Source organism: Odoribacter sp. AF15-53, from assembly GCF_003479425.1.
Taxonomy (GTDB): domain Bacteria; phylum Bacteroidota; class Bacteroidia; order Bacteroidales; family Marinifilaceae; genus Butyricimonas.
Map to the genome: position 1 here is coordinate 50188 of NZ_QUHC01000010.1, position 13246 is coordinate 63433.

10 protein-coding genes are annotated in these 13246 nt (G+C 42.3%); 8 read left to right on the top strand and 2 right to left on the bottom strand.

All coding sequences use genetic code 11. From position 1 onward, the window contains the following. Positions 1 to 23 precede the first annotated feature (23 nt). From DWW52_RS16900 to DWW52_RS16915, 4 genes are all read left to right on the top strand, one after another. Complete coding sequence (locus DWW52_RS16900; protein WP_158582645.1) at positions 24 to 2678, top strand: TonB-dependent receptor plug domain-containing protein; 2655 nt, start codon at positions 24 to 26, stop codon at positions 2676 to 2678. A 287-nt stretch (positions 2679 to 2965) separates the two neighbouring features. After that, the gene (locus tag DWW52_RS16905) at positions 2966 to 3514 is read left to right on the top strand and encodes a 1-acyl-sn-glycerol-3-phosphate acyltransferase (protein ID WP_118716642.1); all 549 of its coding nucleotides are present in this window, start codon (positions 2966 to 2968) and stop codon (positions 3512 to 3514) included. A 19-nt stretch (positions 3515 to 3533) separates the two neighbouring features. Next, a complete protein-coding gene (locus DWW52_RS16910) occupies positions 3534 to 4301 on the top strand; it encodes an amidohydrolase (RefSeq protein ID WP_118716643.1) in 768 nt (255 codons plus the stop codon). Between the two features lie 22 nt (positions 4302 to 4323). Then, positions 4324 to 6447: a DPP IV N-terminal domain-containing protein gene (locus DWW52_RS16915; protein ID WP_118716644.1), complete on the top strand. Its 2124-nt coding sequence runs from the start codon at positions 4324 to 4326 to the stop codon at positions 6445 to 6447. A 116-nt stretch (positions 6448 to 6563) separates the two neighbouring features. Here DWW52_RS16915 and DWW52_RS16920 read toward each other — a convergent pair whose 3' ends face one another. Together DWW52_RS16920 and DWW52_RS16925 are read right to left on the bottom strand one after the other, a co-directional pair. Next, positions 6564 to 7469 (bottom strand): Rpn family recombination-promoting nuclease/putative transposase, encoded by a 906-nt coding sequence (locus DWW52_RS16920; protein ID WP_118716645.1) that lies wholly within the window; start codon positions 7467 to 7469, stop codon positions 6564 to 6566. A 101-nt stretch (positions 7470 to 7570) separates the two neighbouring features. After that, a complete protein-coding gene (locus DWW52_RS16925) occupies positions 7571 to 8098 on the bottom strand; it encodes a GNAT family N-acetyltransferase (RefSeq protein ID WP_118716701.1) in 528 nt (175 codons plus the stop codon). A 251-nt stretch (positions 8099 to 8349) separates the two neighbouring features. On the opposite strand from DWW52_RS16925, the gene trmD reads away from it, so the two are divergent. From trmD to DWW52_RS16945, 4 genes are all read left to right on the top strand, one after another. Next, complete coding sequence (trmD, locus tag DWW52_RS16930) at positions 8350 to 9027, top strand: tRNA (guanosine(37)-N1)-methyltransferase TrmD (protein ID WP_118716646.1); 678 nt, start codon at positions 8350 to 8352, stop codon at positions 9025 to 9027. Between the two features lie 149 nt (positions 9028 to 9176). Then, positions 9177 to 10166, top strand: a complete 990-nt coding sequence (locus tag DWW52_RS16935; protein ID WP_148315394.1) for a DUF4114 domain-containing protein — start codon at positions 9177 to 9179, stop codon at positions 10164 to 10166. 278 nt (positions 10167 to 10444) lie between these two features. Further along, a complete protein-coding gene (gene rpsA, locus DWW52_RS16940) occupies positions 10445 to 12307 on the top strand; it encodes a 30S ribosomal protein S1 (RefSeq protein ID WP_199692016.1) in 1863 nt (620 codons plus the stop codon). 3 nt (positions 12308 to 12310) lie between these two features. After that, entirely contained in the window at positions 12311 to 13243 is a 933-nt protein-coding gene (locus DWW52_RS16945) for a ribonuclease Z (RefSeq protein WP_118716648.1), read from the top strand. The last annotated feature ends 3 nt before the right edge of the window (positions 13244 to 13246 follow it).

A 13246-nucleotide genomic window follows, 5' to 3' on the forward strand; every position in this document is an offset into this window, starting at 1 on the left:
TTAAACATGTTATTCGGATGATTATGAAAAAACTTACTACTATTGCATTACTCTGTTTATTTGTGATAACGAATGTCTTCGCACAAAAAGAGCGGTTAAAAACACGTTCTGGTTCCAAGGAATCTGCGGGAACGATTTCTTGTGTCTTTCCTCGAATATTTGTCGGGGAACGTTTGGTTATTACCGGCGATGAACTTCGGCGTGCCGGAAACACGAGTGTTATCAATTCGTTGAAGAATATCGATCCTTCTTTTATGGTGGTAGAGAATCTGGAAAACGGATCGGATCCGAATATGGTCCCGGAAATACAATTTTATGGCCAAACGGGGCTGTCTAACGTTCAACCGTTGTTTATTATCAACGGTTTCAAGGTTCCGTTACGTCGTGTGATGAATCTCGACCTTAACATGATTGATCATGTCGTGTTGATCAAGAGTGCCGTCGGCAAATCGGAATACGGTGCCGAAGGGGGCCAGGGAGTGGTAGAAATATACACGATACTTCCCACGACGGGTAGTGTGAACGTGCGTTATAATGGTAACGTTGATATTCAATCGGCAGATTTGTCCAGTTATAATTTATGTAATATGTGGGAGAAGCTGGTTGGCGAGATGTTTGCGGGGTATGGTTCGTTTGAGATGGGAGATGACGGGAATATTATCCCGCTGGATTCGCGATATATTGATCTGATGAAAAGGGCGGATGAAGGGTTGAACACGGATTGGTTGTCACAACCTTTACGTGAATCGGTAAGTCATAAACATTCATTGTACGTGGATGGTATCGTGGATAAATTTTCTTACGGGGTAAATTTTTATTTCAACAACACGGAGGGAGTCATGAAAGAGTCCGATAACCGTGTGGTGGATGGTAATCTTTTTTTATCTTATAAATTCAAGGGTGTACATATCAGTAATCAGTTCGGTTATACCGAAAATCGGGGGCATTTTTCCCCGTACGGGAGTTTTGCTCAATACGCGTTGATGAATCCTTATTTTTCACCCTATAATGCGGACGGGGATCTGGTGAGATATTTCGAGGATGGGGATTTTTCTCAGGCTAATCCGCTTTGGAACACGACTATTGGTACTAAATCCAAGATAAAGGGGAGTGATATATCCGAATTGTTTAAAGTAAATTGGTATATTAATTCGTATTTAATGGCTCGTGGAGGTTTCCTTTACTCGAAGTTGAAGTATAAAGGTTGGGAATTCAAACCGGTTGATCACACGGATTTTATTTCTTCGGATGCCGAGTTGCGTGGGAGTTATGAAGAAGCTCGTACGAATAGAGAAGATGTGGGGGGCGAATTCGGGTTGGATTATAACAGGCAATTGGGAATTATGGGCAATCTTACGACAAGTTTGGTTGCGAATTTCGATCGTTCGAAAATAGACTATTCCATGTTGTCCTTGTATGGTATGTCTTCTTCAAGCTTGGAATTTGCCGGGGAACAGCCTGCCCCGATTTATATTCCGGATTTAACTTCTAAAGTATGGAGAGTGAACGCTATTGCTAATTATTCTTACGCTAGCCGGTATTATTTCTATGCGAATTATTGTCTTCAAAATACTTCGGTAACTTCGATGAAAAGCCGAACAAACGGATTTTGGTCGATCGGTGCGTGTTGGGCTATGCACAACGAGTTATTTTTACGTGATTTAAAATGGATAGATGAATTTAAAATCCGTTTAGCTATTGGTAATGTCGGGGGTGATAACGAGAGTATAACAGATAAAATCGAGTGGCAGAAACGTCATGATTGGAACGTGGGGACTGATTTCTCCCTGTTGAACGGGTTCGTGAGCGGGCGTTTTAATTATTTTACGGCAAAAGCTGATCATGTATGCGCTGTTGCGGGAGTTATGTTCGAAGATGAAAATCAAAGTGTCATGATTGATGCTGAAACAGAGAGTAAAGGGTTCGAGGCTTTTTTGAATTTTAAAGTGTTGAATAGCGCGAATGGTAAATATCATTTGAATTTATTCGCGGCAGTGACCTCTTTTAAAAATAAGATGAAGAATGCTTCAATTCATGTCGGGAGTGAAAGTGCGAATCTTTTCGAAGGCTCGAAAATTCCACTTAATGCATTAATGGCCCATGCCTCGCTGGGAATTGATCCGACTTCCGGTAAGGAGATATTTGCTGCTGCGGACGGTTCTAATACTTTTGATTACGAAAAAGCGGCTATCGTGGACTGTGGTGACATGATGCCTAAAAATATCGGGAACTTCGGGGTGAACGGGGAGTTTTGGGGAATAGGGGTAAGTACCGTGTTTACCTGGGATCGGGGGAGTATGATGTTTAATAATACCCTCTCTAGTCAATGTGATAATGCGGATGAACATTTTAATTTTGACAAACGGCTAACGGAGTACGGGCGTTGGAAACAACCGGGTGATGCTTCTTATTTTAAATCCGGTTCCTCTGATAATCAAGAGGTGTATTCCACCCGTTTCGTGCAAAAGATCAACAGGTTTTCATTGTCGTATTTGTCTGTTTACTATGATTTCAGAAATGCAGGTATTCTGAAAGATTGTTTCTTGAAAGATTGTAAATTGAGCTTTTCAATGAGTGATGTTTACACTCGTTCACAAAAGGATAGAAAACAATACGAGCGGGGGACGTTGTATCCTTTTGCGAAAACCTATTCTATATCTATGCTACTGGCGTTTTAATCAGGGCGAAAGGTTTCGCCCTAGTCCGTAAAGTTCATAAAATCATGTCTTTGGCATCTAAAGTTTATAAAGTTAATGGAATTACTTGTTTCACGGGACTCTGTCCCGATCGGCAACTCGGCTGCCGTGATATGCGCCCGCAGGGTCCATTGACTTTATAGACTTTATAAACCTTCGGCTCAAAGGGCGAAAGCGTTTTGACGCTTTTGCCCTAGCGTTTTAATTGTTTTTTTCATATTTCCCGGAAATATATTAACTTTGACGGATTTCAGAAAAACGAGAAGGTTATGAAATATATCGCACGATTGATATTAAAGATATTTGGTTGGAAACTCCGGGGAAGTCTACCCACGGACAAGAAAGCGGTGGTTATTTCCGTGCCGCATACGTCGATTATGGATTTCATCTGGGGAAAGCTTACTTTCATGAGTTATGGTGTCCCTACTTATATATTAATGAAAAAGGAATTTTTCTTTTTCCCGTTGGGACCCATTTTGAAAGCATTACACGTGATCCCGGTAGATCGCGGTAATAAAGATAATCATCTCGTGGATCGAATGGTGGAGGAGTTTCAGAAAAGGGATACGATGTACCTGACGATCACGCCGGAGGGGAGTCGGAAGAAAAGGAAAAAGTGGAAAAAAGGATTTTTGGTTATTGCCAAAGAGGCGGGTGTTCCTGTTTACTTGGGTAGAATAGATTACAAAGATAAATATTGCACGTGGGGGCCTCGGTTTGAACCGACAGGTGATCCGGATGCGGATTTAAAATATATCATGTCGACATACCGGGATGTACATCCCCGGCATCCGGAGAATTTTTCCGCGGGTGATTAAGTAAATTAAAAAGAAGAATATGAATGTTGCGATCGTACAAGCACACCTCGAATGGGAGAATGTGCCATTGAATTTGAAGCTTTTTAACAAGCGGATAGGAGCGATAGAAGGAGCTAACGTGATCGTTTTACCCGAAATGTTTGCCTCCGGTTTTACCATGAATGGAAAAGAGCGGGTAGCTCCTTTTTACGAGGCAGTTCACCAGTGTATGCAGGAATGGGCAAAGGAGAAGGACGCGTTGATCATGGGATCGACGATTTATTTTGAAGACGGGCATTATTATAACCGTTTGCTGGCTGCATTCCCGGATGGGAACGTGTTGCATTACGACAAAAAGCATCTTTTCACGATGGGGAATGAGAAAGATCATTTCTCGGCAGGAAACGAATTATTGGTATTTGATTACCAGGGGGTGAGGATTGCACCGTTCATTTGTTATGATCTGCGTTTCCCGGTTTGGAGTCGTAACACTTCCGGGTATGATCTGGCGGTTTACGTGGCCAACTGGCCGGAGGCGAGAAGGATGCCTTGGCAGGTATTACTGAAAGCGAGGGCAATCGAAAATCAATGTTACGTGGTTGGGGTGAATTGCGTGGGTGAAGACGGGAACGGGTTACATTATTCCGGGGATTCGGTTGTTATTTCCCCCAGAGGGGAGGAGTTGATCGCGTGTGAACCTTTTGCCGATGAAGTGAAGCAGGTGGATATTGATTTAAGGACTTTACGGGAATTTCGTGTAAAATTTCCCGTGCTGGAAGATCGGGATGAATTTACAATTGAAGATTAATAATAATAGCTAAAAGTAAAGAATGAAAAGGATGTTCTTGGCAATAATCGGATTAACTATGATGTTCGATTTGAGTGCGCAAAAGAAGGTTTTAACCATGGAGGAGGCCGTGATAGGGTATCATTTATACCCCCGGTCCAAGTATTTTCAATGGCAGGGAGATAAGAATCAACTGACTTATCTTGATCGGGAAGGGCTTATGAGTGAGTCCGTCGATAAAGGTGAAAAGAAAGTCTTGTTGACGGTTGCCGAGTTGAATAAAATATTAGGAACCGAATTGAAAGGTTACCCTAATATCGAGTGGTTGGATGCAAACACGTTAGTGATTTCCCGTCAGGGGAGCATCTACCATATCGACGTGGATAAAAAGCAGTTGAAACAAACTTTCACCTTCCCGAAGGGGGCGGCTAACGAGACCTACTCGAAAGCGGCTAACGCTTACGCTTACACGATTGATAATAATCTCTATTATCAGGACGAACGGGGCAACAGCTACACGGTGACTACTGATCAGGACAAGAATATCGTGAACGGACAAGTGGTGAGTCGTAACGAATTCGGAATCAAGGGAGGTATTTTCTGGTCCCCCGATGGAAAGAAATTGGGATTTTATCGTAAAGACGAGAGTCAGGTTACTAATTTTCCATTACTGGACATTAATACCCGCACGGGAGAATTGAAAGAGATTAAATACCCGATGGCGGGGATGAAATCCGAGTTGGTAAGCTTCGGGGTTTATGATATCGCTTCCGGTAAAACGACATTCTTGGATGTGAACGATTTCGGTCGTGAACAATATATGCCGGGAGTTACTTGGTCGCCGGAATCGGATTTGGTGTATATTCAGGTGCTGAACCGGGGACAGGATCACATGCGTTTAAATTCTTATGATGCCTCGACCGGCAAGCGTGTGGCTACTTTATTCGAGGAGAAATCCAAGACTTACGTGGAACCGCAGAGTGCTTTGGTATTTATGCCTAATAACTCGAAACAATTTATTTATTCAACCAACAATCGGGACGGGTATATGAATCTTTACCTGCATGATGTAACCGGGAAATTGATCAAGCGCCTGACAGATGTGGATGCAGACGTGGAGTTCGTGGCCGTTGACCGTGCGGGAAAATACGTGTATTATCTTTCTTCGGAAGTGTCTCCGGTGGAGAAACAACTTTTCCGTGTGGATGTAAAGAGTGGTAAGAAAAACCGTTTGACCGCGGAAGAAGGGTGGCATAATATCACGATGAGCGGGGACTGCGCTTATTTTATAGATAATTACAGTAGTATCAAGATTCCTCGTAATGTGGATTTGACCGCTAACACGGGTAAAGTGGTACGTCGTCTTCAAGAAGTGGAGAACCCGAATAAAGATTATAACTATGGGGAAATCACTCTGGGTTCGATCAAGGCGGATGACGGAAGCGATTTGTACTATCGTTTGATCAAACCTATGGATTTCGATCCGAACAAGAAATATCCGGTAATTCATTACGTGTATGGAGGTCCTCATTCCCAACTGGTGACTAATACGTGGAATGCTTCCTTGCGGATGTGGGAAATGTACATGGCACAACACGGTTACGTGGTATTCGTGATCGATAATCACGGTACGCCCAACCGGGGAAAGGCTTTCGAGGAAGTGATTCATCGCCAGTGCGGGCAAGTGGAAATGAAGGATCAGGTGAAGGGTATCGAGTGGTTGAAATCATTCCCGTGGGTGGATGCCGAACGTATCGGGATTCATGGATGGAGTTACGGGGGATTCATGACTATTTCGTTGATTACCAATTATCCTGAAATTTACAAGGTGGCCGTTGCCGGGGGACCCGTGATCGACTGGAAATGGTATGAAGTGATGTATGGAGAACGTTACATGGACACCCCGCAAGAGAATCCGGAAGGATATGCCAAGACTAGCTTGATTGCCAAGGCAAAAGATCTGAAAGGCAAATTGTTAATCTGCCAGGGAGCCGTTGATCCCGTGGTCGTTTGGGAGCAGAGTTTAAGCTTTATCCGGGAGTGTATCAAGAATAATGTACAAGTAGATTATTTCCCTTACCCGTGTGCCGAGCACAACGTGATGGGACGTGACCGGATTCATTTGATGCAGAAAGTCACGAATTACTTTGAAGACTACTTGAAATAATTGAAAATTGAAAATGCAGGATTGAAAATGAATCCTGCATTTTCTTTTTTTTTGTAAATTTTTGGGATTCGAGATAATAATAAGCTCGATTCAACGTTTCGTTGTTTAATAGGAAATTATAGTTTTTCGATCTCTTCCTGGGATAGGTGAGTACTTTGAGCGATAACGTCAATAGCTATCCCTAATGATTTTAGATTTTGTGCTATTTCCAATTGTTTCTTCTTTTCACCTTCACCAAAGCCTTCACCAAAGCCTTCGCCAAAGCCTTCACCAAAGCCTTCGGTGAATCCCTTGTCTGCGGCAGTTTTAACCACGCTATACCAATCTCGGAATACCTTTAGACTATCTTCATATTCGAATAATTCCTGTTTACTGAACCCTGCGATTTCCGCGGACTTGAAGAGACGTTCGAAAACTCGTTCTTGTAATGCGGCAGGGCGTTCCATAAGTACCGATAAATTTCGAAGAACAAACATCCACTTGTCGAACATCGTTTCCAGTTCTGCTTCAGTCTTGTTGAATTTCGGCATTTCCAGGTAGATGAACGTTAATTTATTATAGAAAACTTCTTTCGTGCGTGTATCCAATAATTTAACTTCGTGATGATAATAGTTGTCATCTTTATTGTCAAAAACGAAATTAAGAATACCTATCGTGTAAACCGCTTTCAATTCATAATCCCAGCTTCTCCCTTTTACGGCTTGTTCCCGGATCGGGAATGTCGAGTAAAACAGGCTGCGATCCTTGAAAAATTGCTGTTCGCCTTTTTGCATCTCCACGAGAAATTTTTCTCCCTGCTCGTTCTCGCAATATACATCGAACACGGCACGTCTGTCAATCTCTAGGGTACCGAGATGTTCGGTATTCAGATACGTGATGTCTTTTACCGTTTGCTCCCCGTGTAGTAAAGCGTTCAAGAAGCTGATTAGTAAATCTTTATTCATATCCGTGCCGAATAACTTCTTGAAACCGAAGTCCGTGTAAGGATTAATATATCGTTCTTGTAAACCTTCGCTTCCCATGATTTTCGTGTTATATAATGTTATAACAAAGGTAGTGTAAACTCGTGACAAATCAAAATAGGAGCTTGTTATCTTTTTGATAACGAGGTTATTTATAACGGTTATAATATTTTCTCGTACAGGTGAAATTTGTGGAGGCCGTAATCGCCAAGTCCTAGATCAACGGTAGTAATATATTGAAATCCATTTTTTTCATACAACCTGATGGCAGGAGTGTTTTGCTCGTAAACATCTAGCCGGATGGCTTTCATGTGTGATTTCTTCCCAAATTCGAGAGCAAAAGAGATTAGTTGTTTCCCGATACCGAATTTTAAGAAATGAGGATGAACGACAAGCGTGTGTATCACGAAGATGTTGTTGTAGGGTATTTCTATTTGCCAGGGTGCGTTGTTATAAGCGGCTTCCGGTTCGTGATTGAGGATAATTGAACCCACTATTTTTTCTTCGAATTTCGCCACGTGTAAAGTTTTACTGGCAATTCCTTCCTCGGCATTTTTTCGGGTTGGGTATATCCCTTTTATCCATCCGGGATGATTGGTTGTTGTTGATAGATGATCATTGAGATCGTCATACAGTTGTTCCAATTCGTCAATGTCAGACGTGACGCCTGCTTTAATGATTATATCCATTTTTTTCAGTATTCTGTTATGATGGGCAAATGTAAGAAAAATTCGTGTAATTCTTTTAGAAGCCATTATCTCGCAAAGGGGGCGGATATCCTTTTATAGATTTAAAATGTAGAGGAACAGTTTAATTACACGGGTATGTAAGTTGAATTTATCAATAATTCTTATCTTTGTTCGCGAGTTTGAAAATGGGAGGGTTGTCATGGATTCTTGTCATTTTCAATTTTGCATTTTCAATTTTCAATTGTTTTATCATGCGTATTGATATATTAAGTGTAGTGCCGGAATTACTGGAAAGTCCTTTGAATCACTCGATCATTAAACGGGCGAAAGAAAAAGGTATCGTGGAGATTCATATTCATAATATTCGGGATTGGTCGAAAGACAAACATCGTAAGGTGGATGACTATTCTTTCGGGGGAGATGCCGGGTTGGTCATGGCCATACAACCTATTTTTGATTGTATCAACGAGTTGACTTCCCAGCGTCATTATGACGAGATTATTTACACGGCTCCTGACGCCCCGACTTTTAACCAGAAGACGGCTAACGAACTTTCTTTGAAAGAGAATATCATGATTCTGTGCGGGCATTATAAAGGGATAGATCATCGTATTCGGGAGCATTTGATTACTCGTGAGATATCTGTCGGTGATTATGTCCTGACCGGGGGAGAATTACCGGCTTGTATCATGACGGATGCCGTGGTACGTCTTCTACCTGGGGCGATGGGGGATGAAACTTCGGCCTTGACCGATTCTTTTCAGGATAATCTGTTGGCACCGCCCGTTTACACGCGTCCGGCTGAATTTAACGGCTGGCGGGTTCCCGAAGTTTTGCTATCCGGTAATCACGCTTTGATTGACGAATGGCAGGAGCAACAGGCTTACGAGAGAACGAAGCGTTTGCGCCCGGATTTACTGGAAGATTGAATTGTAATGCTTCCTTAAATCGGTAATGTTAGGGTGTTGTGGTTGTAATTTTAGCTATATAGTTGTATTTTAGTTGAAAATAATGCAAGGATTGCTTTGTCGTGTTTATAAATTGAAATACCTTTGTAGAAGTAAATCATCCTTTCATTATGAGAAAAATATTATTTATATTATGCGGAATGCTACTGTTCTTATCTTGTCATGATAAGAGTGTGTATAAAGAACCGGATACGGATGTGGAACTCCTGAAACCTTACAAGGATTTGGAGGTCATCGTGCCGGAGGGGTATGCTTCAATCGTGAAATTATATGGTGATACATTGGCAATTTGCCCGTACACGACTACAATTTCAATCCCGAATCTTGCTTCTGTGTCGAGAGCTTCTTTTCCTGATGCTATCACGATAGAGAACGTTAGAAATGAAAATAACTTTTATAAGGGAGAGTTACGGACCTGGCAGGTCGTTGCTTTCGAAGATAGTAGAAACGGGGATTACGATTATAATGATTTAATCATTCATGTGAAGTGGATTATCCAGAAGGATAGTTACACCGTTTCCGTTCAACCTATCGCGTTAGGCTCCACGAAGACAATTAAGTTGGGTTTCGAGAAAATGGAGGGGAATATTAATAATCCTAATGAAGTCATCGTTGCTGAAGATTGCCGGGGAAAGTTATTTGGTGGAAAAGAAGGATTCATTAATACATACGGGGAGAAGGATCTGTCAAACATGAATAAGTTCAAGTATACCGAGAACCTGAAAAAGCAAAGTGATGATTTGAGGTGTGCCGTGAATTGGTTTATTGAGGTTGATGGGGGTGTTAGGTTATATGCCATAACTAATAATAAAAAATGCCTTGATCAGAATGGAATCCCTTACGGGTTGATATTTACGAGTATTCATGACGTTTTTAAGTATTGTAATAAGAATGGCGATAAATGTGGATTGGATTGGTTCTTGTACCCCCAAGAGAGAGTAAGTATCCGGGATGTTTATGATTTTGACGAGTATATCAAAACCGGTGATATATCAATATTTAGGACGCCTAAAAACGGATATTTTGACGCGATAGGGGACGGGGAACCTCTGAAAGAGGGGTTACTTTACTGTCCGAATTCGTTGTATAATATAGAGTAATTGAAAGGAACCTCCTATAAACAGAGAAGGAACTGGTGACTTCTCCAGAGAATAGAAAGTAATTCAGTTCACCCTCTTTTTGGGCTTGAAAAATAGTGAGATTTTTTACTTTGGAGAATGAATTTATATCCCTGATTTTCTGAATTCTCGTGTTGTTTCATTTTCTCGTTATTTTTCAGTGTATTTTGTTTGCCGAGTGGATATTTATTTCTAATTTTGCGGCCGTGTTATAAAAACATAATGTCTAATTTATTAGGAGAGAAACATTTATTATTATTATGACTGAAGAACAAAAAGAAATGCAAGTGGAACTTGCACAAGAAGAAACTAAGAAAGTTGCTCCGGTAGCAACAACTAGCGCTGAGGCTGACGAAGATTTTGATTGGGAAGCTTATGCAAATGATGATGTAATCCCCGCATCTGAAAAAGAAGAATTGGTTAACAAGTACGCCGAGACTCTTTCCTCTGTAGTAGAGAAAGAAGTTGTGGATGGTACGATCATTTCAATGAACAAGAGAGAAGTCGTTGTAAACATCGGTTACAAATCAGACGGTATCATTTCGTTGAACGAATTCCGTTACGACCCGGAATTGAAAGTGGGAGATAAAGTAGAAGTTTACGTGGAGACTCAAGAGGACAAAAAAGGTCAATTGACTCTTTCTCACAAGAAAGCGAGAGCTTTACGTAGCTGGGATCGCGTTAACGCCGCGTTGGAAAATGACGAGATCATCAAAGGATTTGTTAAATGTCGCACGAAGGGCGGTATGATCGTTGACGTATTCGGTATCGAGGCATTCTTACCGGGTTCTCAAATTGATGTTAAGCCGATTCGTGACTATGATATCTATGTTGGAAAAACGATGGAATTCAAGGTGGTTAAAATCAACCAAGAGTTCAAGAACGTTGTTGTGTCTCACAAAGCTCTTATCGAGGCTGAGTTGGAACAACAGAAGAAAGATATCATTTCTAAACTGGAAAAAGGACAAGTACTTGAAGGTACTGTTAAAAATATCACCTCTTACGGAGTATTCATTGACTTGGGCGGTGTAGACGGATTGATTCACATTACCGATCTTTCTTGGGGTCGCGTAAATCACCCGAACGAGATCGTGGAGTTGGATCAAAAGTTGAACGTTGTTATTCTTGACTTTGATGACGAGAAGAAACGTATCGCTCTTGGTTTGAAACAATTGACCCCGCACCCGTGGGATGCTTTGAGTGCCGACTTGAAAGTGGGTGACCGCGTGAAGGGTAAAGTAGTGGTTATGGCTGATTACGGTGCTTTCGTAGAGATCGCTCCGGGTGTAGAAGGCTTGATCCACGTGTCTGAAATGTCATGGTCTCAACACTTGCGTTCAGCTCAGGACTTCATGAAAGTGGGTGATGAGGTAGAGGCTGTTGTTCTTACCTTGGATCGTGACGAAAGAAAGATGTCTTTGGGTATCAAACAATTGAAGAACGACCCGTGGCAAAATATCGAAGAGAAGTATGCTGTTGGTACGAAGCACAAAGCTATCGTGCGTAACTTCACGAACTTCGGTGTATTTGTAGAGATCGAAGAAGGTGTTGACGGGTTGATCCACATTTCTGACTTGTCTTGGACGAAGAAAGTAAAACACCCGGCAGAGTTCACCCAGATCGGTGCTGAAATCGACGTGGTAGTTCTTGAAATCGACAAGGACAACCGGAGATTGAGTTTGGGTCACAAACAATTGGAAGAGAATCCTTGGGATGTGTTCGAAACGATCTTTACCGTTGATTCTATCCATGAAGGTACGATCACTGAAATCTTCGACAAGGGTGCTGTTATCGCGTTGCCTTACGGCGTAGAAGGATTTGCAACTCCTCGCCACTTGGTAAAAGAAGACGGAACTCAGGCTAAGGTTGACGAGAAATTATCGTTCAAGGTAATCGAGTTCAACAAGGGAGCCAAGAGAATCATCCTTTCTCACTCTCGTATTTTCGAGGACGAGCAAAAGGCTGTTGACAATGCCAAGAAAAAAGATGATGCTAACGCTACCAAGAAAGCAGTGAAAAAAGTGAAAGAGAAACTTGAAAAAACAACTTTAGGTGATATCACCGAGTTGGCTGCTTTGAAGGATCAAATGGAAGCTAAAGAAGAGGAAGAAAAGAACAATTAATTTGTGAAATTCGAACTGACTATACTGGGGTGCGGTTCAGCCGTCCCCACGCTTCAAAGAAATGCTGCCGCTCAGGTACTCAATGTACTTGAGCGGTACTTTCTTATTGACTGCGGCGAGGGTACACAACAACAGTTGCGACGTTTCCGGGTGCCGTACAATAAGATTAATCATATTTTTATTTCTCACCTGCACGGGGATCATTTCTTCGGGTTGATCGGTTTGCTTTCCAGTTTCTCGCTACAAAACCGACGTGCCGAGTTGCATATCTATTCCGATAAGCGTTTACAGGAGATCATTGAATTCCAATTGAAGGTGATGAATTCCCGTTTGAATTATCCCTTGATTTTTCACCATCTGGATCGTGAACCCGGTTTGATCTACGAGGATCGTATGATGACGGTTCTCGCTTTTCCATTGAAGCATCGTTACGAGGCCCCGGTGACGGGTTTTCTGTTTGCTGAGAAAGAGAAGGAGAGAAATATTAAAAGGGAGATGACCGATGCTTTTCAAGTGCCCGTGGCTTTTATGCACCGATTGAAGAAGGGGGAGGATTTTGTTACTCCCGATGGCGAGATTATCGCGAATGGCCGTTTGACAACGGCACCACCTGCACCCCGTTCGTACGCTTACATGACCGACACGCTTTTCCGGGAGTCTTTTGCCGAATACGTGAAAGGGGTTGATTTACTTTATCACGAATCCACTTACGGGAACGAGTTTGCCGATTTGGCCAAAGAGACATTTCACAGTACTGCGGGACAAGCGGCGCGAATGGCCGTGCTTGCCGGGGCGAAGCACCTCCTGCTAGGACATTTTTCATCCCGTTATCCCGATCCGGCTCCTTTGCTAGAGCAAGCCCGTGAGGTTTTCCCGAACACGGATTTGTGTTACGACGGGGCGATATTCGAACTACCTGCCGTGAAGAGGGGGTGAGTT

Coding starts and splice junctions, on each gene's coding strand:
- trmD (WP_118716646.1), top strand. CDS start 8,350: ATGCGTATTGATATATTAAGTGTAGTGCCGGAATTACTGGAAAGTCCT.
- rpsA (WP_199692016.1), top strand. CDS start 10,445: ATGACTGAAGAACAAAAAGAAATGCAAGTGGAACTTGCACAAGAAGAA.
- DWW52_RS16925 (WP_118716701.1), bottom strand. CDS start 8,098: ATGGATATAATCATTAAAGCAGGCGTCACGTCTGACATTGACGAATTG.
- DWW52_RS16915 (WP_118716644.1), top strand. CDS start 4,324: ATGAAAAGGATGTTCTTGGCAATAATCGGATTAACTATGATGTTCGAT.
- DWW52_RS16900 (WP_158582645.1), top strand. CDS start 24: ATGAAAAAACTTACTACTATTGCATTACTCTGTTTATTTGTGATAACG.
- DWW52_RS16935 (WP_148315394.1), top strand. CDS start 9,177: ATGAGAAAAATATTATTTATATTATGCGGAATGCTACTGTTCTTATCT.
- DWW52_RS16920 (WP_118716645.1), bottom strand. CDS start 7,469: ATGGGAAGCGAAGGTTTACAAGAACGATATATTAATCCTTACACGGAC.
- DWW52_RS16910 (WP_118716643.1), top strand. CDS start 3,534: ATGAATGTTGCGATCGTACAAGCACACCTCGAATGGGAGAATGTGCCA.
- DWW52_RS16905 (WP_118716642.1), top strand. CDS start 2,966: ATGAAATATATCGCACGATTGATATTAAAGATATTTGGTTGGAAACTC.